The organism is Citrobacter sp. MGH110 (assembly GCF_001037515.1).
GTDB lineage: Bacteria > Pseudomonadota > Gammaproteobacteria > Enterobacterales > Enterobacteriaceae > Citrobacter > Citrobacter portucalensis.
Genome location: NZ_KQ089830.1, coordinates 3,042,249 through 3,065,760, shown reverse-complemented (window position 1 = coordinate 3,065,760; position 23,512 = coordinate 3,042,249). Strand labels below are relative to the sequence as shown.

The window sequence follows — 23,512 nt, the reverse complement described above, 5'->3', positions numbered from 1 at the left end:
ATTCAGCAGGGGATTACTTCTTCAATCCCGCAAACGCAGCTCTGATCTCGTCTTCCGGCAGGTTAATGCCGATAAACACCAGCAGGCTGTGCGGTGTTTCGTCGCCCCACGGGCGGTCCCAGTCGGCGCTGTACAGGCGCTGGACGCCCTGGAACAGCAGGCGGTTTGGCTCACCTTCAATCCACAGCATACCTTTGTAGCGCAGCAGCTTCTCGGCGGATTCCAGCAGCAGGTTTTCCATCACTCGCGATACGTCGCTGATGTTGACCGGGTAATCCAGCTCGACGACGATCGAGGAGATATCGTTTTGCTTGTCGGCAATAAAGTGGAAGCGCGGTTTGGCGCTGACCACGTTCTCTTCCAGCATAAAACCGTTGGTGTCGAACAGCAGGGAGAGGTCGATGTCGCCATGCGTGACGGTATACACCGGGGCGCGGGCGTTGATGCGCGCCAGGCGTTCACGAAGCTTTTCGCTTTCACCTGCGACGTCGGTTTTGGTCAGCAGGATCCGGTCTGCGTAGCCTACCTGCGACTGGGCGATGGTGAACTGGTTCATCTGCTCGTCGGCATGTACCGCGTCAACCAGCGCAATTACGCCGTCCAGCAGGTAGCGTTCGCAAATCACTTCATGGGAGAAAAAGGTCTGAATAATCGGGCCGGGGTCGGCCATGCCGGTGCACTCGATCACCAGACGGTCGAAATTGATGGTGCCTTTGTCGAGGTTGTCGAGCAGGTCTAACAGTGCGTCTTCCAGTTCACTGGAGCGGGTACAGCAAATGCAGCCGTTGGTCAGGGTTTTGATCTGCGTGGCGCGATCGCCAATCAGCTGATCGTCCACCGAGACTTCGCCGAATTCGTTTTCGATAACGGCAATCTTGTAACCGTGCTGCTCGTTGAGAATATGGCGCAGCAGGGTGGTTTTACCCGCGCCAAGAAAACCGGTGAGTAGGGTAACTGCAATCGGGGTCATTCACTTCTCCTTCTAACAGCAACTGCTTCCGCCGCTACCGTAGCGGGCTTCCTGGCGCTCGCGGAAGAATTCTTCGTAGGTCATGTACGGCTTATCGGGATGGTTGGTCTTCATGTGCTCGACGTAGTTGTCGTAGTCCGGAATGCCAATCAGCATCTTCGCCGCCTGACCGAGATATTTTTTTGCCTGACCTAAAGTACCAAACATGGAACGCCCTGTTAATGAATAAAGCCGGATGGCGGCTTGCGCCTGATCCGGCCTACGTTAACTTACTTTGTAGGCCGGGAGCGCTGTGCGCCACCCGGCTTCAGGTTAGTGGTGTGAAGAGGTCTTCACGCCGCCTTCCGGCACCGGTACATACGGTGTCTCTTTATCAGAGCGACCGTTGATGGCGCGGGCTTTCTGCCAGGTACGGAACCCGTAGAAGATGATGCTGTACACCACCACCAGGAACAGAATACTCAGACCTGCGTTGGTGTAGTTGTTGACGACGATGTGGTTCATGTTGGCAATCTGCTGAGCGGTCAGTTCGCCGCCGTTAGCAATCTTCTCTTTGTACTGATTCGCCATGAAGAAGAAGCCTTCCATCTGCGGGTTGGTGCTGAACAGTTTCAGACCCAGCGCCCAGGTGGTGCAGATAAGCAGCCATACTGCCGGAACAACGGTAACCCAGATGTATTTGGTGCGCTGCATTTTAACCAGTACCACGGTGCCGAGAACCAGTGCCACGGCAGCCAGCATCTGGTTAGAGATACCGAACAGCGGCCACAGGCTCTTAACGCCGCCCAGCGGGTCAACAACGCCTTGATACAGCAGGTAACCCCACAGACCTACGCAGCCCGCAGTACCGATGATACCCGCAACCAGGGAGTCGGTTTTCTTCAGGAACGGCACGAAGTTACCCAGTAAATCCTGCAGCATAAAGCGGCCAGAACGAGTACCGGCATCCAGTGCGGTCAGGATGAACAGCGCTTCGAACAGAATACCGAAGTGGTACCAGAAGCCCATATCAGCCATCGGCAGCACTTTGTGGAACACGTGAGCGATACCAACAGCCAGCGTCGGTGCGCCACCTGCGCGGTTCAGAACGGACGGTTCACCGATGTCTTTCGCGGTTTGCAGGATCTGCTCAGGCGAAATGACGAAGCCCCAGGAGCTGACGGTCGCTGCCGCATGTGCGGTGACGTCTTTCAACTGCGCCATAATCAGCGGTGCGTTTTCGCCGCTCATTTCATGCAGGTTCGGCATGGTGATGCCAAGGCCCGCAGGCGGGGTGTTCATCGCGAAGTACAGACCTGGTTCGATGATAGACGCGGCAACCAGCGCCATAATTGCGACGAAGGATTCCATCAGCATTGCGCCGTAACCGATAAAACGCGCATCGGTTTCACAGGCCAGCAGCTTCGGTGTGGTACCGGAAGCAATCAGCGCGTGGAAGCCAGATACCGCACCACACGCGATGGTGATGAACAGGAACGGGAACAGAGCGCCTTTCCACAGCGGGCCAGTACCATCAACGTACTGCGTCATTGCCGGCATTTTCAGTTCCGGGTTGAGGATAACAATCCCCACCGCCAGACCGACGATAACGCCGATTTTCAGGAAGGTAGCCAGATAGTCGCGCGGGGCGAGGATCAGCCATACCGGCAGCAGCGCAGAGATAAATGCGTAGCCGATCAGGGTAAAGGTAATGGTGGTGTCTTTAAAGGTCAGCGCCGGGCCCCAGTACGGGTCGTGCGCAATCACGCCGCCGAAGTAGATAGAGGCAACCAGCAGCACAATACCAATCACCGACACTTCGCCCACGCGTCCCGGTCGCAGGAATCGCATGTAGATCCCCATGAACAACGCGATAGGTACGGTTGAGCAGACGGTGAACACACCCCACGGGCTTTCTGCCAGTGCTTTCACTACGATCAACGCCAGTACTGCGAGGATGATGATCATGATTAAGAAGCAGCCGAACAGCGCAATGGTTCCCGGTATCGGGCCCATCTCTTCTTTGATCATCTCACCCAGAGATGCACCGTTACGGCGGGAAGAGATAAACAGCACCATGAAGTCCTGCACCGCACCGGCCAGCACGACGCCTGCCAGCAGCCACAGCGTACCAGGCAGGTAGCCCATCTGCGCAGCCAATACCGGCCCAACCAGCGGACCTGCACCTGCGATAGCGGCAAAGTGGTGACCAAACAAGACGTTACGGTTGGTTGGAACGTAGTTCAGACCGTCATTGTTGATGACCGCCGGCGTAGCACGCGTTGGGTCAAGTTTCATCACCTTTTGGGCGATGTACAGGCTGTAGTAACGATAGGCCACCAGATAAACAGAAACTGAGGCGACCACGATCCACAGGGCACTAATGTGTTCACCCCGACGTAATGCCACTACCGAGAGGCAGAATGCACCGATGATTCCGAGAATCACCCAGGGTATGTGCTTGAATATCTTTTTCGTATCCATAGTAAAACCTGGTATCTAATTAATAATTGGCCGAAGCCGCGTGGGTTTGATCTTGTGTTTGAGGAGGTAAATTGACTGCTATGTTGGGGGGATCTTGCCAGAGAATTACGCGCGTAAAGTAAGGTAAATAAGTGAGCGGTTGTATGTCAGCTTAAGCGGTCTCAAGTGTCAGTGAGTGGTAAACTGCGGGGGGAACGGGGAAATTTATGTGATTGAGATCACTAATAAACCCGCTTAGCGCTTTGGCAGACGGCGTGGATCGACGAATCGTCGATGCTGAGATCGATTCAACTAGCACAAATTTCATAAAGTTTTCCCTTTCCAGGCCGAAAATTCTGACATCTGTCTAGCGGAAAGAGAAAACATGTTAAAACGAATGAAGATTGTTACCAGCTTACTGCTGGTATTGGCGCTATTTGGCCTTTTACAGCTCGCCTCGGGCGGCTTGTTTTTTAACTCACTTAAGAATGACAAAGAGAACTTTACCGTTCTGCAAACCATTCGCCAGCAACAGTCTGCGCTGAACGCCACCTGGGTTGAGCTGCTGCAAACGCGTAACACCCTGAACCGGGCAGGCATTCGCTACATGATGGATCAGAGCAATATCGGCAGCGGCGCGACCGTTGCCGAGCTGATGCAGGTGGCGAGTACGGCGCTGAAACTGACGGAAAAAAACTGGGCGATTTACGAGTCGCTCCCGCGCGATCCGCGCCAAAGCGAAGCCGCTTTCCAGGAGATTAACCGCACCTATGACATCTATCATGGTGCGCTGGCGGAGCTGATCCAGTTACTGGGTGACGGGAAGATCAACGCATTCTTTGATCAACCGACACAGAGCTATCAGGATGGTTTTGAGAAGCAATATATCAACTACATGCAGCAGAACGATCGCCTGTATGACATCGCGGTGGCAGATAACAACAGCTCTTACAGCCAGGCGATGTGGGTGTTGGTTTGTGTGCTGATTACCGTACTGGCGGCGATTATTGCGGTGTGGTTTGGTATCAAGCTGACCCTTATCTCTCCAATGAACCGTCTGATCGACAGCATTCGTCATATCGCCAGCGGTGACCTGGTGAAACGTATTGAAGTGGAAGGGTCCAACGAGATTGGGCAACTGGCGGAAAGCCTGCGCCATATGCAGGGTGAGCTGATGAATACCGTGGGTGACGTGCGTAACGGTGCCAACGCGATTTACAGTGGGGCCAGCGAGATTGCGATGGGCAATAACGATCTCTCCTCGCGTACCGAGCAGCAGGCTGCATCTCTGGAAGAAACCGCAGCCAGCATGGAACAGCTGACGGCGACCGTGAAGCAGAACGCCGAAAACGCGCGTCAGGCCAGCCATCTGGCGCTGAGTGCTTCTGAAACCGCGCAGAAAGGCGGCAAAGTGGTGGATAACGTGGTGCAAACCATGCGTGACATCGCGTCCAGTTCGCAGAAAATCGCCGACATTATCAGCGTCATCGACGGCATTGCCTTCCAGACTAACATTCTGGCGCTCAACGCCGCGGTAGAAGCAGCACGTGCGGGTGAGCAGGGCCGTGGATTTGCGGTGGTTGCGGGTGAAGTGCGTAACCTGGCCCAGCGTAGTGCGCAGGCCGCGCGCGAGATCAAGAGCCTGATTGAAGACTCGGTCAGCCGAGTGGATGTCGGTTCAACCCTGGTAGAAAGCGCCGGTGAAACCATGGATGAGATCGTCAATGCGGTAACCCGCGTGACTGATATCATGGGTGAAATCGCCTCTGCTTCTGATGAACAGAGCCGCGGTATTGACCAGGTGGGTCTGGCCGTTGCCGAGATGGATCGCGTGACGCAGCAGAACGCCTCGCTGGTGGAAGAATCCGCCGCCGCCGCTGCGGCGCTGGAAGAGCAGGCCAGCCGCCTGACTCAGGCCGTTGCCGTGTTCCGTATTCAGCATGACCAACAGCGCGCGCGTGACGTTGCGGCCGCTAAACCGGTTTCAACGGTCCAGCCGCGCAAAGCCGCGGTAACGGATGCCGGGGATAACTGGGAAACGTTCTAAGCCTGTGATGCCGGATGGCGCTATCGCTTATCCGGCCTACGGGAAAGTTACGTGGTTGCCGGATGGCGCTGTCGCTTATCCGGCCTACGGGGAAAGTTACGTGGTTGCCGGATGGCGCTGTCGCTTATCCGGCCTACGGGGAAAGTTACGTGGTTGCCGGATGGCGCTGTCGCTTATCCGGCCTACGGGGAAAGATACGTGGTTGCCGGATGGCGCTGTCGCTTATCCGGCCTACGGGGAAAGTTACGTGGTTGCCGGATGGCGCTATCGCTTATCCGGCCTACGGGAAAGATACGTGGTTACCGGAAATGTTACGTAGGCCCGATAAGGCGTAGCCGCCATCGGGCAATTAGCGCAACATCAGGCGCATGGCGCAGCGCGATTCAAATGCCAGTCCATGCGCCGCTTCCTCTTCTCTTTTCTGGCGCAACTTTGCAGGTAGCGTCTCGTCAGCCAGCATTTCAAATCCCAGTCGCGCGTACCATGGCGCATTCCACGGCACATCGCGGAAGGTGGTCAGCGTGAGCGACGTATAACCTTTCGCGTGCGCCTGTTCGGCAACATACTCAATCAATCTGCGGCCAATTCCTTTTCCCTGCCACTCCAGATGCAGCGACAGTTCAGCAATAAACAGCGATGACCCCAGCGTTTCGGCAACCAAAAAACCGACCGGAAGCGCATCGACCTGCGCCAGCCAGCTCATGCCAGCGGCGGCAAAAGCCTGATGCTGAGCAGCGGATAACATCTGGTCTTCAGCAATCCACGCCAGTTCGGGGATGCGTAAAAAACGTTGCCCCGCAGATCGTTCGATGGCGGGAAGAGCGGCAGTGTCTGCCAGAGTAGTGGCGCGCAAGGTGATGTTCATACGAGGAGCATAACATGCCCGATAAACGTGGTGTTATCGGGCATCTGGAGGATTAATCTTTACGCGGATCGCTGATGGGTTGGCGAACCAGGAAGATGTAGGCGAGGGCACCCACCATGGTGACGCAGCCGCAGATGATCAGCGCCAGGCGGAAAGAGTTGGTGGTATCAACAATAAAACCGGTGACGATCGGTGCGAACGAGGCGCAGATAAAGCTGGCAAAGTTCTGGATACTACCCACGGAAGCGGTCATACGTGAGGCGACGGCGACGTGGATCAGACCCCAGCACGAGGTACCTGCGAAGTGGATACAGAACAGCGCCATACCGATCAGTAACACGGCGGTCATTGACGTTGTGGCCTGCGGCACGACGAAGGTGAAGGCTGCGGAGCAGAACATCCCGGCGATAATACAAATCTTACGGCTCTTAATCGGTGCCATACCGCCTTTCACCAGCCAGTCGGTGACAAAACCGTTAATCAGCATGCCGGCTGCGCCAAACAGGAACGGGATCGCCGCCATTAATCCGGTGCTTTTTAAATCCAGGTTGTAGGAGGTTTGCAGGTAGCCCGGCAGCCAGGCCAGGTATAACCATGCAGTGTAGTTGATGCCGCTAAAGCCCAGCATCATGCCCCACATGGTACGGTTGCGGAACAGGCTGCGCCATTCGGCAAAGCTCAGCGGATCGCGGCGGGCATTGACGCTACCGGCGTTCAGGTACGCTTGTTCCGTGGCGCTCAGCTCAATTTGCTCGCGGTTGCGATACAGCATGTACCAGCCGATGGCGAGGAAAATACCCAGCACGCCAATGGTGATGAACATCCAGCGCCAGCCCATTACCAGCATCATGGCAGCCAGAATCGGCGGGCTAATGGCAACCCCGATGGTGGAGGCGGCGTTGAATAATCCCATCGGGCGGCCGCGCTCTTTGATGTTAAACCAGTCGTTGATGACCTTTACGCCGCACGGGTTCATTGGCGCTTCGCCAATCCCCATCCCGATACGCACCAACACAAACTGGGTGAAGCTGTGCACCATGCCGGACAGCGCCTGAAACAGCGACCAGAAGAACATCCCCAATCCCAGCATAATGCGCGGACCTTTGCGATCCAGCAGCGGGCCGCAGGGCAGTTGCGCAATACCGTAAGCGAGAGAGAATACCGACAGCAGCACGCCGATTTGCGTGGCGCTCAGCCCCAGTTCTTCACGAATCGTTAAGTTGGCGACAGACAGTGAGCTGCGGTCGAGGTAATTAATCACCGCAGCAAAAAATAATAAAATCATTGCTGTGGTCTGGATACGTTTAATTCGGCTACTGCGTTGCACCATGCCCTCAGGCGGAACATTAATATCCGCAGATGACGACGTGCCAAACGAAGAACTTGGGTCGAGGGTAATATTATTTTTTTCCACGCCGGACTCCTGAACCTCAATAATTTATTTTTCACACAGCAGGACTGTGCAGTATTGAAAAAATACCAGTGATGAATCAATTTGCTCATCACCGCTCACAAAAGTTTTTAATGCAGTCGACTTAGCGTGAGCATAGGCAAGAGGTATTTTTCAGGCGTTTTTATTTTTATAAAATCGTGCTCCCGGTAATGATTTACTGTTTTTTATCGGTACTTAATGCGCGACGGTACGATCCTGGTTGATGGAGCGAATCATCGATTGTTTGGCTGAATTCAAATGGTTACAGAGCGCCAGGGTGGCATCCAGGTCGCTGCGACAGATCAGCGCGCTGAGGATGGTCATATGCTCATCAATGGCAATGATGTTACGCTGCTTGAGGTCGCTCTCATCCCACTGATAGTGGAAGTGGAAAATCACGGAAATGATTTCAAGTGATTGATTAAAAAATACATTATCGGCAGCAGAGAGTAGCAAAGCATGGAACTCACGATCTAACTGCGAGAACATGCGAAAGCTGCTGCCGATGCTGTCGCGCAGGATCCGATGGCGCTCCAGCAGCGTTTTAGCCTGCAACCAACGCGGGTCATCATCGGGCAGATTGAGGAAATGCTGCAGAGAATGCGTTTCCAGCATCTCTCTGAGTTCAAACAGCTGTTCAGCATAGGCCTGATCGAATTGCTTCATGCTCCACTGACCGCGTTTTTCGTTTTTAATCAGGTTGTAACGCTCGAATTTTAAAAGATATTCCCGCACTACCACCGGGCTGACGCCTGCGGCTCTGGCAAGCTGCAGTTCGGAGAAGCTCTCGCCTGCACGCAGCTGTCGCTGGTTGATCATGGTGAAAAACGCCTGCTCAAAAATCCGGTTTTGCTCGGTCATGGAGGCGGTGGTGCAGGCAAAACCGTCGTCATGGTCGGGTTTTCGCACGATGACATAGTGGCTGCCGACCTGGGTCAGCACGCCGCACTCGCCTAAGTGGCTCAGCATATGGCGCACGGTGGTGCGGCTGATGTTGTACATCTCCGCCAGTGCGCTTTGTGAGGGGAGTGGGGAAGGGATATGACCACGCGCCATATCATCGATTATCTGGTTAATCACATTGTGGCGTAAGTTCTGCGAACGGCTCATGGCTTCTCCTTTTTATCTATTAAAACCCGATTTAAAACATTTTTATGCGCTGGAATTCACAGATTGTGTTTCTGCTTTCTCCGTCCTTTTTATTTTCGTTGATATCTGAGGCAACAAAAAAACAGGAGAGCAGAATCATGTCTACGATGAATACGTTGATTTGCCAGGAACCTAAAAAATTAGTCTGGAAAGAGCGCGAAATACCTATTCCGGGTGAGGGTGAAGCATTAATTAAAATTAAGTCGGTAGGAATTTGTGGTACTGATATTCATGCCTGGGGTGGCAATCAACCTTTTTTCAGCTACCCGCGTGTATTAGGGCATGAAATATGTGGGGAAATTGTCGGTCTGGGTAAGAATATACAGAATCTGAAAAATGGTCAGCAGGTGGCGGTTATTCCTTACGTGGCCTGCCAGCAGTGTCCGGCATGCCTGAGCGGGCGCACCAACTGCTGCGAGAAGATTTCAGTGATTGGCGTGCACCAGGATGGCGGTTTCAGTGAATATTTGTCCGTTCCGGTGACCAACCTGTTGGACGCGCAGGGGATTGACCCGCAGGCGGCGGCGCTGATTGAGCCTTACGCCATCAGCGCGCATGCGGTACGCCGGGCGGCGGTGGCTCCGGGTGAGCAGGTGCTGGTGGTCGGCGCGGGTCCGATTGGTCTGGGGGCGGCAGCGATTGCCAAAGCCGATGGCGCACAGGTGGTGGTCGCCGATACCAGTCCAGCACGCCGGGAGCACGTGTCTTCCCGGTTGGGACTCCCGGTTATCGACCCATCCGCTGAAGATTTTGATACGCAGTTGCGTGACCAGTTTGGCGGTTCGTTGGCGCAAAAGGTTATTGATGCCACGGGGAATCAGCATGCGATGAACAACACGGTGAATCTGATTCGTCATGGCGGCAGCATCGTTTTCGTTGGGCTGTTCAAAGGCGATTTGCAGTTCTCTGACCCTGAGTTCCACAAGAAAGAGACCACCATGATGGGCAGCCGCAACGCCACGCCGGAAGATTTCGCCAAAGTGGGCCGTTTGATGTCGGAAGGCAAACTTACCGCCGACATGATGCTCACGCACCGTTACGCGTTTGCCACACTGGCAGAAATCTACGAACGGGATGTGATTAACAATCGTGAACTGATTAAAGGCGTGATCACGTTCTGAGAGGGGAAATGCGATGAAGACATTGAATCGACGTGATTTTCCGGGGGCCAGCTACCCAACGCGCGTGATCCAGTTTGGTGAAGGTAACTTCCTGCGGGCGTTTGTTGACTGGCAACTGGATATCCTCAACGAGCAAACCGATCTGAACGCTGGCGTGACCATCGTTCGCCCGATCAATACCGATTTTCCGCCGTCGCTGAATACCCAGGACGGGCTGTATACCACGCTTATTCGCGGGCTAAACGAGCAGGGTGAGGCAGTGAGTGAGGCACGGCTTATCCGTTCGGTGAATAACGAAATCAACCCGTATCAGGATTTCGCGGCGTATCTGGCGCTGGCGCACAATGCGGACATCCGTTTTGTGTTTTCGAATACCACCGAAGCCGGAATTAGCTATCACGCAGCTGACCGTGTGGATGATGAGCCGCCGGTGAGTTTTCCGGCCAAGCTGACACGCCTGCTGCTGGAGCGTTTTAACCACTTTGCGGGCGCGGTGGATAAGGGCTGGGTAATTATCCCGTGCGAGCTTATCGACTATAACGGTGAGGCGCTCAAAACGCTGGTGTTGCGGTATGCGCAGGAGTGGCAGCTTCCTCCGGCATTTGCCGACTGGGTGGAGACGGCAAACACGTTCTGTTCCACGCTGGTCGACCGCATTGTCACCGGCTACCCGCGCGAAGAAGCCGCTACGCTGGAGGCTACGCTTGGCTATCACGATGCGTTTCTCGATACCGCGGAGCATTTTTACCTGTTTGTGATCCAGGGGCCGCAGTGGCTGGCAGAGGAGCTGAAGCTGGCGCAGTGTCCGCTGAATATCCGTGTGGTGAGCGATATCAAACCGTACAAAGAGCGCAAGGTCGCTATCCTCAATGGTGCGCATACGGCTCTGGTGCCGGTCGCGTGGCTGTGCGGGCTGGAGACCGTTGGCGAGGCGATGCAGGATGCTGATGTCCGCCGCTTTGTCGAGCGGGCGATTAGTGAGGAGATTATTCCGGTGTTGGATCTCCCGGCGGACGAATTGCGTGAATTTGCCGATGCGGTGAGCGGGCGTTTTCAGAACCCCTACATTCGCCACCAGTTGCTTTCCATTGCGCTTAACGGGATGACCAAATTCCGCACCCGAATTTTGCCGCAGCTGCTGGCGGGTCAGCACAATGGGCGCTGGCCCGTGCGGTTAACGTTTGCCCTCGCTGCGCTGCTGGCGTTTTATCGTGCAGAGCGCGACGGGGAACGCTATCCGATACAGGATGATGAGCAGTGGGTAAGCCTCTATGCCAGCCTGTGGCCGCGAGTTGGCAACGATTTAACGTTGCGTGAACTGGTGGATGCCGTGCTTGGCGATGCGGCACACTGGGGAGAGGATTTGACGTTGTTACCTGGGCTTGCCGGGCAGGTGACGGCCAATCTGGAGATGATTCTGGTGCAGGGTATGCGCCAGGCGGTGAACGGTCTGGAATAAGGTTGCCATGCAGCGCCCGGTGTGGTGTTGGGCGCTGTTTTTTTTCAGACAATACATTCGGTTTACGATAGGCCTGATAGGCAAAGCGCTATCAGGCCTTTCATGTTACGAACCCTGAGCCACGACTTTGATTTCAACCATCCCGATCCCCAGCTTACGCGGTGAGTGACCGAGAATATTGCCCTCGTTGGTGGCGACCGGATCGGGTGGAACAATTACCAGCGTATCGGCATCCGCCGGGTTATCAAAATGTAAGGTGGTGGTGCTGACATCATGGCCTAACACCAGCGTCTGCTCCTCGTTGCCAACGCGCACGGGGATCGGACGATTGGCATTGTCACCGAAGGCTTTCGCGGTAATGACCAGATCGAATTTCTTCGGTAGCGGGGCTTTGTACTCAATCGTTACTTCTTCGCTGAGCTGCGCATTGGACCAGCGTCCCCAGGATTCGGGGCGTGAAATGCCGCTAAACTGTTTGACCTCTTCCGGCGCGCCCGCCACGTTGAAAACGAAGCTATCTGCTTTGTAGCGAATGTCGTTATCGACAATTTTCAGCGTATCGACGTTACCTTTATAGCGCTCCATGTCGATCACCGTGTCTTTAAATACGGTTTTACTTTTCCACTTGGCTTTATCGACGTGCTGTACGATTTGTTGTCCGCCCAGTTGCCCCTGTGATACGCACCAATCGGTAGAGAGTGCCAGCTCCGGCGCCCACAGTTGCGCCATTTTGTAGCAGCGATCGACCCAGACGAAGTTATCGCGTGGGGCGAAATCTGCCAGTTGGAAGCGCAGCGGGGCCGAGTATTCGCTTTCCGGCAGCGGCTCGACGCGTTTGTCCGATACGCGCAGCAGCAGCGGCAGGCGGAAATGACTGCCGGAGAAAGAGATCATATTTTTGTCCTGGTCGACGGTGAACTCTTTCATCTCTTTCGGGAAATTCCACAGGCGAATGATATCGGGCTTCCACGCCAGCATTTTTTCTTTGATGTTCAGGAACACTTCCGAGACGGATTCGCTCGACAAGCTGCTGCGGCCAAGGCCGATAAAGTTATCGCCGCCGAGAATATCCAGTACCGTTGCGCCGTTATCCATCGTGTTACGCTTTACCGCCAGCGTGTCCTGTTGCGGTTGATCGCTGCGCAGTACGAAGAACAGGTTGTTGCGGTCCTGCTTGTTCAGATACTTCCATGCGGTGTTGTTCATCGCCAGATGATCGGAAGACACCACGATAACGGTATCTTTAAACCACGGCGATGCTTTGATTTTATTGATAAATTCGGCAATGTTTTCCTGGCTGCAGCTGACCGCGCTGAACGATTGGTTGGCCTTCCCGTCGATGTCATAACGTTTACGGTTGCAGCTACGGGAGATAAATCCATCCGGATGATGGGTATCCACGGTCAGGGTAAACAGTGAAAAACGCTGGCCCGAGCGCGAAAGCTCTTCGAATTTTTTCCACGCTTCGTCCAGCACGGTATCGTCGTAGAAGCCCCAGTCGTTACGATAGGTCGGGTCCGCTACCACGCTTTTTAACTCTTCCGCACCATACAGATGGTCAAAGCCGTGAGATTTCAGGAACACGTCTTTGCCAGCAAAGCGCAGGTTGGCACCCTGCACAAAGTAGTTCTGATAGCCGGAGTTTTTCAGGATATCGCCCAGACAAATATTGTTAGGGAAGAAACTTGAAACCGACGCAGAGGCGTTGCCTTCAAACGGCGCAAACAGCGGAATACCGCACTGGGAGGCGACCATGCCCGCGATGGTGTAATCCGTACCCGGCAGCTGCATGGTATTGCTGAAATCCAGACCTTCGTTTTTCAACGCGCCGAGTTCCGGGGTCAGATCCGGGAACGCGTCGTTATTAAAATAGGTGCGTTCGAGGCTCTCACCGTAGATATACACCAGGTTCAGCTTCGGATTGGGAATGGTTTTCGATGGCTCTTTATAATACGTCGGGAAATCCGGGTCGCCATCGCGTGACTGCGACTTCACCAGTTCGGTTATCTGGTGAAACGCCGGGCTGGCGTCAACGGAGGCCAGCGCCAGCAGCAGGGCCAGCAGACTGTAACCCACATGATGTGGATGATGGCGACGGCGGCGTAGGATCCAGCCGAGAGCGACAAAAACGGTAGTCAGCGCCAGCGCGATCCCAACGCCCGGCAGGATATATTTGCCGATGCCTGCGCCGGTCAGGCTGTTGGTCAGCGTATAGAGAACCGCGTCATTGATCCCGTCGCCGGTGAAATAGTCACTGGCATAAAGCGTGATATTCAAGACAATAAAAATCCCCAGCACCGTTAACGTGGCGGCAAACCACCAGGTGTTGCGACCCGCTTTCCAGGCATAAATCAGCACTGAAGCGAGAAACAGAGTGATGGAGATTAATTCTGACAACGGTCGATCCTCAGTAAACCGGGCAATTGCCTGGCAGGCTAATCATTTGGTGAGAGAACAATGTAATAGCGTTGTTACATTGCTGCAATTGTAGTGACATTAAATTACGTTGTTATTCAGAATTGGTTTAGATATGCGCGTTTTTGTGGAGAAATACTGTTTATTTGGAATGTGAATGTATTGTCGAAAATAAATAGATGCCGCGCAGGTTATACGCGGCATGTCGTGCGTCAGGAAATGAAGTTCATGCCCTGTTTTAACACCAGATCGCAAGCCTTGGTTTTTACCTGCTGTGCCAGTGAGCTGTTACCGATCGTGCTCAGGTTCAGCTGTTGACCATCTTTGGCGTTGAGCAGACCCTGAATACCGTCCATATAGTTGGTATCTTGTTTCTGCTCTGGCGCGCTGAGTCCCAGTTTATCCAGCACCTGGTTTTTGACGTTTTGCGCGTCGGTGACCGAGGCCAGTTTCTGTTTAGCGCAGTATTCCAGGATCCCGGCGACGTTATTCATGCTGCTGGAGGTCAAAGACTGATTGCTGCCGTTCAGCAGGCTGGTCAGGGAAGAGAGCGACGAGCTGCTTTGCGAGCCGGAGCTTTGTTTGCTCAGCTCACTGGCCGCGCTGGAGAGCGAATCCTGCCAGGAGGCGGCGAAAACGCTGGTGGAGATGAGCGTGCTGGCGGCAAGCGCACAGCACAGCAGACGTTTGGTAGTTTTCATCATTATATGCAACTCGTGTTATGCCTTTTCAGCGCAGTATAGCGCTGGCAGTCTTAGGAGTGGCCCTAATACGTTAATACTCTTTACCGGTTACCCGACTACGGTAGCTTTCCCAGTTAAAAATGACCCACAGACTGTTGCCAAGGCGCATACGATCCATCACGCGCTCACCCAGCAGCTTGTTCATTTCATCCATATTGCTGTTAGTTAACATACCGGTCGGACGTTTTGAGGACGAACGGCGATCGACAATCTGATTAATGATCACTTTTTCATAGCGGGATTCGGTCTGCATGCCGATCTCGTCGATCACCAGCAGATCCACATTGCTCAGATCGTTGAGCAGCTGTTCTTCGCTGGTTTCACGATTACTGAACGTTTCTTTCATCGCCGACATGATATCGGCCACGGTAATGATCAACACCGACTTGCCGCGCAGCAGCAGTTCGTTGCAGATGGCGGCGGCTAAATGGTTTTTGCCGGTGCCGGGTTTGCCGGAGAAGATAAAGCTGGCGATGTTGCCGTCAAACTCTTCAACATACTGGCGGGCTTTGCTCAGGGCGTTCATCTGACCTTCGCACTCTACCCGATAGTTTTCGAACGAACAGTTCTGATGCAGCGGACGGATACCGGAACGGTTGAATGTGCGCTGCATTTTCATAGCCCGGTTTTCGCGGGCCAGCGCTGCGGCACGAATTTCACCTTGCTCTTTTTGCCATGCCAGCAGTTCTTCGCCCGTTTTAAAGGCGGGCTCGACATTAGGTGGCATCATTTTTTGCAGACGTTTCATCAGGTCGCCAACGTTTTTCATCGTTATCCTCTAAAACCCGGTGGAATGTGGCTGTCAGGTTCACTGACGCTGTTCACATCGCGCTTTGGCATTCCGCCATTGCTGGCCCTTCCAATCTGAATGCTGCGCGCCAGTTTTTGCTGCCACTGAATATGGTGAAAGACTTTTCCTTCAGCCTGCCAGTAGGCAACAAATGAGGCCAGCTCTTCAGCAGTAACCGGCTCTCTCAACGCTACGCCCCATAAAGCAGCCTGACGCTGAAAATCGGCATCAGGCTGCCAGGCAGCGTACATCGCAAATTTCCCCATTGGTACGGCAACGGGAGCGGCTTGCGGCTCTTCATAAAATTGATCATCTAATGTCACATCACTTCCCGGGCGTGACAGTTTCTCCTCAAGCGCCAACAACTCAGCCAGTCTCGCAGGCGTCACCGCGTAAAACGCTGGCGCATTGTTAGCGAATACGGCTACGGCGCCACCCGCAGACTTGGCCAGCACGGCGTGGTGATCGTGTAGTAAGGCGTCAATGCTAGTGACGTCTGGCGTCAAAATTTTGCAGGGCATAATGTTTCTCAATACTGAACAACAACCGAGAAGGGGACTGCTTTTATAGTAACACAGAGAAGAAGGAGAGCAGCAGATGAGGGGGAGATTCCCCTCTCTGCAGGGCATTAAAGAAAGTGCACCGTCAAACGCGTGGGCGTTTGCGATACAGCCATAACCCTGGCACGGATAGTCCGATGGAGAGCGCGCCGACGATCGATGAGGCTTTCAGGAAATTGGTCAGCAGGGTGATCATCAGCGCTTCGCTGTAGCCAAAATGACCGATTTTTACCGCCGAGATCATGGCGGTGTAGGCGGAGATCCCAGGGAACATCGGGATCACTGCCGCAACGGTAAAAACTTTCGGATGTGCCAGATACCAACGCGACCACTGGATCCCAATGCAGCCGACCAGCAGCGACGCCATAAAGGTCGACCATTCGATATTAAACCCTGCGCTCATCATCACCATTCGCGAACCGTGGCCGAGCGCGCCGAGTAACGCACACCAGGGGAGCGCCCGATGAGGGACATTAAATACCATGGCAAAGCCTACCGCCGGGATCGCCGACAGGATCATGTCCTGCATTAACGCCAATATGAAATCGATCACGCCCATCCGCGTAGCCCCCATAAGGTCATCGACATGACTACGCCAATGCAGGTCGCCAGTGTAAGCAAACTGGCAATTGCCCAGCGGGCGAGCCCGGTATTAATGTGTCCCTTAAACATATCCGCGACGGAGTTGATCAGCGGAAAGCCCGGAACCAGCAGCAGCACGCTGGCGGCCATGGCGATGGTCGGGGTGTGGTTAAACGTCGGTAGCGTCAGCAGCAGACCAGAAATCGTTGTCGCCACAAACGCGGTGATGCAAAAGTTAATTTGCGGGTGCAAATGCCGGGACGCCAGAATCTGGCGGATATACATTGCCACCATGCTGGCGAAAAAGGTGATCACCGCACCATCCCATCCGCCGTTATTGAGCTTACAAAAGCAGGCGCAGGACAAGCCGACCATGAAGGCGACCAGCCATCTTGGATAGCGTAGCGGCTTAATCTGGCTAAAGCGTTTCTCTACCCCTTTAATATCCAGCAGTTTATGTTCCGCCAAAATGACAATGTGCTGCACTTCCGTCACGACGTGCATATTAATGCCGCGATCCTGATTTTTTCGCGTTGATGTCAGGCATTGCCCGTCTTTAATAGTGGTCAGGACGATAGCGTTAGAGGAGATGGCGCTTTCTACGCTATCCATGCCAAGTGCCAGCCCGAGGCGGGTGGATAACTCGTCAACCAGAGCGCTTTCTGCCCCATGCTGAAGTAAAAAAAGTCCGCATTGAATACATAACCGTGTAACCGTTCGCTGTGACGACTGCTCTGTTTGCATGGCTCGCTCTGACTGAAAAGGATCTCTTTGAGTGACGAATGTCTTCTTTTTATCATGAAGCGTGAGCCCGCTGGCTCTGGCTAAGATCAATCTTTGTGTCGAAAAAAGACACAGGTGATACGGTTGTGGCATCTTAACGCTCCCGTTCGCTAAGTTACGAGGGGGGAGACATGATTGAAATGTAGCGTTATTTTCCCGGATGGCAAATACGTAAGCCATGCTAACGATCTATTGTAGTTATTATAATTGTACAGATAATGTATTTATACGTAATTGTGCAATAATAGCTTAGAATTTGGCACTATTTGGATGGTGCCGTCAATACTTTTTGAAATAAATACCAAGGATAACAATTCACCCCGCTTATTGTTCGGAGTATTTTCCTGTGAGTTAAGATTATTAATCCACCCGGGAGAATTTAATTAAGTACGATTGCGGACTGGTGAGTGTGGAGGGGATATGTTGCCAGGACGCTGCAAAAACGCAATTATTATTAGTAAATCACCGATTATACAAACTGGGCTTAAAGGTATAATGCAGGGAAAGTTCTCCGATTACGAACTTACCTACTGTCGTTCTGTTGAAGAACTGACGTTATTACAGCTACGGTGTGCTGATTTGGTAATTGCTGATTTAACCGGAGACTGCAATCATCCACGTGCAGTTTGCGAACAATATTATTCTTTATTATCTCAATACCGTGATATTCACTGGGTATTTCTCGTATCTCGTATCTTTTATCCTCTGGCGGTTGAACTACTGATGTGTCCTGTCAGCTCGCTGCTCTCTGACGCCGAGCCGATTGAAAGTTTAGTGAATGTCATTCACGCGGGAAATACACGAGCAGAGAGGATAAGCAAGGCGCTGCTCTCTCCGCCTGCTATGCCGCAATTGTTAGACCATAGCGCACGATCTATCGTTCTCACTCTCTCTGAAAGAAAAGTATTGCGCCTCCTTGGGAAAGGATGGGGGATTAACCAGATTGCGGCGTTGCTGAAAAAAAGCAATAAAACAATCAGTGCCCAAAAGAATAGCGCTATGCGTCGCTTGTCGATAAATAGCAATGCAGAAATGTATGCCTGGATAAATAGTTCTCAAGGATCGCGAGAACTTAATTTACCTTCAGTTTATGGAGAAACCACGGAATGGAAAGCAGAATCATCAAAAGAAACGTTGCACTGGTAGAAAAGTGCACGATGAGCAGCGTGGGTATTAAGAGTTTATTTAATACCATGCCGGATGACCAATATAAACTTCATCTCTTTTCAAACCAGCCCGCTTTTAGCCAGGCAATGTTAAAGATGTCGTTTTCGGCAGTTATTTTTTCCCTCTCTGCAATCAGAACCGATCGAAGAGCAGGGTTGACCTATTTAACGGAGCTGGCGATAAATTATCCGCGGATTCGCCGTGTGGTGATTGCCGATGATGACGCTGAAGCGCGTTTAATTGGTTCCCTGTCCCCCTTGCCGTTAGATGGCGTTGTGAGTAAAGCTTCTTCGTTAACGGTGTTGCAGGACGCGTTATTTACGGCGTTAAGCAGCCCTGGCCGGGGAACCGAAGGCACGAAAAACCATTGGTATATTAATCAAAGCCGTATGCTCAGCCCGACAGAACGAGAAATACTGCGCTTTATGTCGAATGGTTATTCGATGCCACAGATTGCTGTTCAGCTTGAACGGAACATCAAAACCATTCGGGCACACAAATTTAATGTGATGTCCAAACTGGGGGTCAGCTCGGATGCCGGGTTATTGGATGCCGCCGACATCCTGTTGTATCTGCGTGCCGGCGAGCCAGCGCCTTTTATGCAGGCGGTTTCGTGACGGGCAACGTTGACGTGTTTCTTGCCGGGCTTGGCAGCCGGTTTAGCGCGTGAAACATTACTGACACACGTCAACCCAGGTGGCAGAAGTCAGTTCAACCATCCTTTCAGGCGTGATGCGAACCGCGCTGTGGATGGCACCTGCGGCAGGCAGCACTTCAGCGTAGTGTTTCAGAGAAACATCACAGTACACTGATATCGGTGTTTCTAATCCGAAGGGGCAAACGCCGCCAACGGGGTGCCCCGTCGCGTTCACGACCTCATCACTACTTAACATTCGGGCTTTGGCACCGAACGTACTCTTAAGCTTTTTATTATCCAGTCGGGCATCGCCTTTTGCCACGACCAGGATGATATCGTTCTTCACCTTTAGCGAAAGTGTTTTCGCTATTTGGCCAGGTTCAACGTTATGGGCTTTTGCTGCCAGATCAACGGTTGCTGTGCTCTGGTTTAATTCGATTATCTCGATATCTGGTGCATGTTGCGCCAGGAATTGGCGTACTGATTGCAAACTCATTCTTCTCTCCCTATCGCTTACAGATAGCCCTGCACAGCAGAAAACTGCAGGATGTAATTTGTCATAGGGGCAACCACACTGTAAATATTTTATTGTAACAACATAGCAACATTAGCAGTTTTTCGATCGTCTTCACAATCAAAGAAACCGGTTACAGTAACCGGTTGCAGAATGCTGAAATGACGATTAATACTGAAGTTGTCACTTCCTCTGTATCACATAATAAGAGCCATCTATGAAACTTAACTCGAAAAGCGGTAGCGCTGGTGTTCCTCCCGGCACGGTTGCGAAAAGTGGTAATGGGCTTTACGTGGTGGCGGTGTTGATGCCAGCACGGTTGCAGGGTTTTGCACAACGGGAGAACGGCTATGTCTACTAACCATGCTGTGTTTAACGTGATTTTCCGCTTTGTTGAAAATTACGTCAGCCCTGTTGCCGGGCGCATCTCTTCACAACGACATGTAATGGCCATTCGCGACGGTTTTATTTCGGCGATGCCTTTTATGATTGTAGGCTCTTTTCTGCTGGTTTTTGCCTACCCGCCTTTTTCTCCGGATACCACTTGGGGATTTGCTCGCGCGTGGCTGGATCTGGCAAAACAGTTTGAAGGCCAAATCCTCACACCGTTTGATATGACGATGGGGATTATGTCGGTCTACATATGTGCGGCTATTGCTTATAACCTGGGCAAGCACTATGTGAAGTCGCATCAGTTAGATCCGTTTATGTGTGCGATGCTATCAATCATGGCTTTTTTGCTGATTGCCGCGCCAAAAACCAAAGGCACAATGCCGGTTGATAGCCTGGGAGGAACGGGGATTTTCACCGCCATCCTGGTGGCCATTTACTGTGTTGAAATGATGCGCTTCCTGAAGGCGCACAACATCGGCATCCGTTTACCCGATCAGGTGCCGCCGATGATCAAAAACTCTTTCGATCTGCTGATCCCGGTGCTGGTGGTAGTACTGACGCTGTACCCGCTGAGTCTGGTGATACAGTCGCAGTTTGACATGCTGATCCCGCAGGCCATTATGGCCATTTTTAAACCATTGGTGTCGGCTGCAGATTCTCTCCCGGCGATACTTCTGGCGGTATTGATTGGACATCTATTGTGGTTTGCGGGTATTCACGGCGCGGCAATTGTGTCGGGAATGCTGCAAATGTTCTGGCTAACTAATCTTGGGATGAACCAGTCGGCGCTGGCGCAGGGCGCGCCGTTACCGCATATCTTTATGGAAGCGTTCTGGACGTTCTTTATTGTGGTCGGAGGGTCAGGTGCAACAATGGGGTTGGTGATTTGCTATCTGCGTAGTCGTTCGGCTCATCTACGCTCGATTGGGCGTCTGAGCGTAGTCCCCAGCATTTTTAATATTAACGAACCGGTGATTTTTGGTACGCCGATTGTCATGAACCCGGTGTTTTTTATCCCCTTCCTGCTGGCCCCGATGGTTAATGCGGTACTGGCCTGGGCGGCGATGAAACTGGATTTAATTGGGCGGGTCATTTCAGTGGTTCCCTGGACCGCACCGGCACCGGTTGGAGCTGCATGGGCATTAGGCTGGGATTATCGTGCGGCTATTCTGGTGGTGCTGTTGGCGCTGGTGTCGGCCGTGATCTACTTCCCGTTCTTTAAGGTCTACGAAAAGCAGCTATTGGCGCAGGAAAAAGAAGAGGCGCAGCGTATGGAAGAGGAAAACCAGCAGGTTGCATAAATATCTGGCGAGGGGCTACGGCTCCTCGCTTACTTCAGCGTGCAGTCTCCGCATTGCTGAACGTCAGGCAGGCGATAGCGTTGGCAGCAGGTTTTGCGTACTAACAGCCCCTCACGCGGAACAACGGTTCGCCACAGAGGGTTATCCTGACCGCAGGAGAGTTGTTTCTCAAAAAAGCAGGTCTGGCGCAGCGTGGTCAGCAGTTCCTCACCTAGCAACGGCTTCATTTCCGTTAGATACCAGTGAATTAAATATCCGGTGTTGCTCCAGATAAGCTTCGCGTTGATCTCGCCCGTCGCTTCCAGCGCCTGCACAACCGGCGTCAGCGCTGAGAGAATCAGCGTTTCCATGCGTTGTTGAGGGGACAGAGCTGTTGCCTGGTGATCCTGATGGACGTCGATCCAGAAGCAGGCCGCACGGCCCGTTTCGTGAAACTCTACGCGCATATGTTCAGGAGAGACGTCGATAGCCTCTTTTTGCGTCAGTAGGGCCACCATTAACGGAGGCATCATCAGGCCGATATACCATTGCGCCCAAAGAGAAATCAGGGGCTTATTTTCGCGGGGTAGCGTGGGTTGGTTGCGATAGATATGGTCTGAATAAACGGCCAGCAGTGAGCTAAGCGTCGCCGGTTGCGTCCATTCATGCAGCGTCATTGCACCTGGCACAGGTGTTTCGTCAAGACGAATGAAGTCCAGCAGGTGCTCGCGAGTTTTGGCTATCGTTGCGCGTACGGCAGCAGCCAGCGAGGGCATCTCTGAGGGGAGATGGCTACGCCAGATGACATCTTCAACGATCGGTGCGGAACGATAAGCCATGTCGATATAAGGATGTTAATCTTAATGATAATGATTGCTAATCCTATAATTGACATTGAGCGATGGCAAGATCTTTGTCGCCATCCCGAGCGGCAGCGCACAGAAAGCTCAGGTAGAGGGGCAGTTTACCCGCAGCTCATCGCTGACCAGGGTATTGTTACGCCCAAGATTCTTGGCCTCGTAAAGGGCTTTATCCGCTTTGGCGATAGCAGCATCAATATCCTGTTCTACCAGAGGTGCAATGCCGATACTGACGGTTACGTTGGTTGCCACGCTCTCATTAAACATGTGAGGGATTTTAAGGTCGTACACTTTCTGGCGGATACGTTCGGCGGCAGCCTGGGCCTGCTGTGGATCGACCGCAGTCAGCAAAATCATAAATTCTTCACCGCCAAAACGCGCCACCACGTCCCGGGAGCGTACGGAGTCTCGGATGGCGGCAGAAACACGGATCAACGCCTGGTCGCCCATCATATGTCCGTAATGATCGTTATAGGATTTGAAATGGTCGATATCCAGCAGCAGAACGAAGTGCCTCGAATTACTCAGAGCCAACAGCGTATCGAGCCGGTGTTGCAGCCCCCGGCGATTATACAAACCGGTTAGCGGGTCGAGCATGCTGAGCCCGTTCAGGGTTTCCCTTTCCTCCAGCAGTTTGTACATCAGTTGCTGAGCGAATCCATCGTAGCGCTTTTGTATCACATGCTGGATGGCGATACCGGCCATAGGCAGCGCCATAAAATAGAAAATCCGCAAACCATGTTCGCTGCCGTTAAGCCATAAACAAACGGCGACGGAGGGGAGTGAGTGGAGCGTAAACGCGATGATATTATTGGCAAAAGCGATAGAGCCAATAAACAGTACGCTGAGCAGCGCTATTAACAGGAAATAATAATCATTCTGACCTAGAGCGTTATATTTCAAGAATATATGTAACGCCCATAACAAGCCAAAAACGATTGAAATAAAAGGGAGATTAATTCTTTTATCCGCGTATTTCCCATGCCATACCAGCAGCAGTGTACTCATCACCAGCATCAGCAACGCCGGTACTGATAAGGCTTTGACCGCAAACAGTGGGAAAAAAAGCGTAAACAGCGCGGAGACTGCGTTGAGCAGCAGAAACAGTCGTAAAGAGAGTTGGTATTTTTTTGTGCGCAGAGTTCGCCAGGATTGTACTGTCATAGGTAAATATTGTTTGTTATCTGCAATGTACGAAGGTGTGTTGGTAAATAAAACAAATAACGAACGGGGTATCATTCGCAGAGGTTTTTATTGTTTTTAGTTGAAGAGCTAACCGGTGAGCAATTTATCACCTTGGATT

At 52.7% G+C, this 23,512-nt stretch carries 23 protein-coding genes; 8 read left to right on the top strand and 15 right to left on the bottom strand.

Annotation, left to right across the window (positions count from 1 at the left end):
- Positions 1-13: 13 nt before the first annotated feature.
- From yjiA to btsT, 3 genes are all read right to left on the bottom strand, one after another.
- The gene (gene yjiA / locus SK38_RS14440) at positions 14-970 is read right to left on the bottom strand and encodes a GTPase (RefSeq protein ID WP_048236187.1); all 957 of its coding nucleotides are present in this window, start codon (positions 968-970) and stop codon (positions 14-16) included.
- Between the two features lie 12 nt (positions 971-982).
- Positions 983-1,177, bottom strand: coding sequence for a YbdD/YjiX family protein (locus tag SK38_RS14435; RefSeq protein ID WP_003830038.1), 195 nt, complete (start codon positions 1,175-1,177; stop codon positions 983-985).
- A 105-nt stretch (positions 1,178-1,282) separates the two neighbouring features.
- Positions 1,283-3,433, bottom strand: coding sequence for a pyruvate/proton symporter BtsT (gene btsT / locus SK38_RS14430; protein ID WP_003830033.1), 2,151 nt, complete (start codon positions 3,431-3,433; stop codon positions 1,283-1,285).
- Between the two features lie 364 nt (positions 3,434-3,797).
- Here btsT and tsr point away from each other — a divergent pair, with 364 nt between their 5' ends.
- A complete protein-coding gene (gene tsr, locus SK38_RS14425) occupies positions 3,798-5,459 on the top strand; it encodes a methyl-accepting chemotaxis protein (protein ID WP_008786110.1) in 1,662 nt (553 codons plus the stop codon).
- Entirely contained in the window at positions 5,431-5,778 is a 348-nt protein-coding gene (locus SK38_RS25020) for a hypothetical protein (RefSeq protein WP_156183260.1), read from the top strand. The genes tsr and SK38_RS25020 overlap by 29 nt, the downstream gene beginning before the upstream one ends.
- A 30-nt stretch (positions 5,779-5,808) precedes the next feature.
- Here the strand turns inward: SK38_RS25020 and SK38_RS14420 are convergent, their stop codons facing one another.
- The 3 genes from SK38_RS14420 to SK38_RS14410 all read right to left on the bottom strand — a co-directional run bounded on the left by SK38_RS14420 (position 5,809) and on the right by SK38_RS14410 (position 8,866).
- Positions 5,809-6,324: a GNAT family N-acetyltransferase gene (locus SK38_RS14420; protein ID WP_048236186.1), complete on the bottom strand. Its 516-nt coding sequence runs from the start codon at positions 6,322-6,324 to the stop codon at positions 5,809-5,811.
- A 52-nt stretch (positions 6,325-6,376) separates the two neighbouring features.
- Positions 6,377-7,738: an MFS transporter gene (locus SK38_RS14415; protein WP_048215007.1), complete on the bottom strand. Its 1,362-nt coding sequence runs from the start codon at positions 7,736-7,738 to the stop codon at positions 6,377-6,379.
- Positions 7,739-7,951: 213 nt separating this feature from the next.
- Positions 7,952-8,866, bottom strand: a complete 915-nt coding sequence (locus SK38_RS14410; protein WP_048236185.1) for a GntR family transcriptional regulator — start codon at positions 8,864-8,866, stop codon at positions 7,952-7,954.
- A gap of 137 nt (positions 8,867-9,003) precedes the next feature.
- On the opposite strand from SK38_RS14410, the gene SK38_RS14405 reads away from it, so the two are divergent.
- Both SK38_RS14405 and SK38_RS14400 read left to right on the top strand, forming a co-directional pair.
- A complete protein-coding gene (locus tag SK38_RS14405; RefSeq protein ID WP_048215005.1) occupies positions 9,004-10,026 on the top strand; it encodes a zinc-binding alcohol dehydrogenase family protein in 1,023 nt (340 codons plus the stop codon).
- 13 nt (positions 10,027-10,039) lie between these two features.
- Positions 10,040-11,485 (top strand): tagaturonate reductase, encoded by a 1,446-nt coding sequence (locus SK38_RS14400; protein ID WP_048236184.1) that lies wholly within the window; start codon positions 10,040-10,042, stop codon positions 11,483-11,485.
- Between the two features lie 105 nt (positions 11,486-11,590).
- On the opposite strand, the gene opgB is transcribed toward SK38_RS14400, so the two are convergent.
- The 6 genes from opgB to SK38_RS14370 all read right to left on the bottom strand — a co-directional run bounded on the left by opgB (position 11,591) and on the right by SK38_RS14370 (position 17,319).
- The gene (gene opgB, locus SK38_RS14395; RefSeq protein WP_048236183.1) at positions 11,591-13,882 is read right to left on the bottom strand and encodes a phosphatidylglycerol--membrane-oligosaccharide glycerophosphotransferase; all 2,292 of its coding nucleotides are present in this window, start codon (positions 13,880-13,882) and stop codon (positions 11,591-11,593) included.
- A gap of 230 nt (positions 13,883-14,112) precedes the next feature.
- Positions 14,113-14,604, bottom strand: coding sequence for a YjjA family protein (locus tag SK38_RS14390; RefSeq protein ID WP_048236182.1), 492 nt, complete (start codon positions 14,602-14,604; stop codon positions 14,113-14,115).
- A 70-nt stretch (positions 14,605-14,674) separates the two neighbouring features.
- On the bottom strand, positions 14,675-15,412 hold the full coding sequence (dnaC, locus tag SK38_RS14385; protein WP_003019133.1) for a replicative helicase loader DnaC: 738 nt from the start codon (positions 15,410-15,412) through the stop codon (positions 14,675-14,677).
- 2 nt (positions 15,413-15,414) lie between these two features.
- On the bottom strand, positions 15,415-15,954 hold the full coding sequence (dnaT, locus tag SK38_RS14380) for a primosomal protein DnaT (RefSeq protein WP_008786116.1): 540 nt from the start codon (positions 15,952-15,954) through the stop codon (positions 15,415-15,417).
- Positions 15,955-16,078: 124 nt separating this feature from the next.
- Positions 16,079-16,552: a threonine/serine exporter gene (locus SK38_RS14375; RefSeq protein WP_020996241.1), complete on the bottom strand. Its 474-nt coding sequence runs from the start codon at positions 16,550-16,552 to the stop codon at positions 16,079-16,081.
- On the bottom strand, positions 16,543-17,319 hold the full coding sequence (locus SK38_RS14370; protein WP_003830006.1) for a threonine/serine exporter family protein: 777 nt from the start codon (positions 17,317-17,319) through the stop codon (positions 16,543-16,545). The genes SK38_RS14375 and SK38_RS14370 overlap by 10 nt, the downstream gene beginning before the upstream one ends.
- Positions 17,320-17,778: 459 nt before the next feature.
- Here SK38_RS14370 and SK38_RS14365 point away from each other — a divergent pair, with 459 nt between their 5' ends.
- Both SK38_RS14365 and bglJ read left to right on the top strand, forming a co-directional pair.
- Positions 17,779-18,504: a helix-turn-helix transcriptional regulator gene (locus SK38_RS14365; RefSeq protein WP_008786119.1), complete on the top strand. Its 726-nt coding sequence runs from the start codon at positions 17,779-17,781 to the stop codon at positions 18,502-18,504.
- Positions 18,465-19,142 (top strand): DNA-binding transcriptional activator BglJ, encoded by a 678-nt coding sequence (gene bglJ, locus SK38_RS14360; protein ID WP_008786120.1) that lies wholly within the window; start codon positions 18,465-18,467, stop codon positions 19,140-19,142. Before SK38_RS14365 ends, bglJ begins: the two co-directional genes overlap by 40 nt.
- Before the next feature lie 57 nt (positions 19,143-19,199).
- Here bglJ and SK38_RS14355 read toward each other — a convergent pair whose 3' ends face one another.
- A complete protein-coding gene (locus tag SK38_RS14355) occupies positions 19,200-19,658 on the bottom strand; it encodes a YbaK/EbsC family protein (RefSeq protein WP_048236181.1) in 459 nt (152 codons plus the stop codon).
- 235 nt (positions 19,659-19,893) lie between these two features.
- Here SK38_RS14355 and SK38_RS25115 point away from each other — a divergent pair, with 235 nt between their 5' ends.
- Both SK38_RS25115 and SK38_RS14350 read left to right on the top strand, forming a co-directional pair.
- On the top strand, positions 19,894-20,037 hold the full coding sequence (locus tag SK38_RS25115) for a hypothetical protein (protein WP_020996240.1): 144 nt from the start codon (positions 19,894-19,896) through the stop codon (positions 20,035-20,037).
- Complete coding sequence (locus SK38_RS14350) at positions 20,027-21,370, top strand: PTS cellobiose transporter subunit IIC (RefSeq protein WP_003829998.1); 1,344 nt, start codon at positions 20,027-20,029, stop codon at positions 21,368-21,370. The genes SK38_RS25115 and SK38_RS14350 overlap by 11 nt, the downstream gene beginning before the upstream one ends.
- Positions 21,371-21,399: 29 nt before the next feature.
- Here SK38_RS14350 and fhuF read toward each other — a convergent pair whose 3' ends face one another.
- Both fhuF and SK38_RS14340 read right to left on the bottom strand, forming a co-directional pair.
- A complete protein-coding gene (fhuF, locus tag SK38_RS14345; protein WP_048236180.1) occupies positions 21,400-22,188 on the bottom strand; it encodes a siderophore-iron reductase FhuF in 789 nt (262 codons plus the stop codon).
- 108 nt (positions 22,189-22,296) lie between these two features.
- Positions 22,297-23,373: a GGDEF domain-containing protein gene (locus tag SK38_RS14340; RefSeq protein ID WP_003829994.1), complete on the bottom strand. Its 1,077-nt coding sequence runs from the start codon at positions 23,371-23,373 to the stop codon at positions 22,297-22,299.
- Positions 23,374-23,512: the final 139 nt, after the last annotated feature.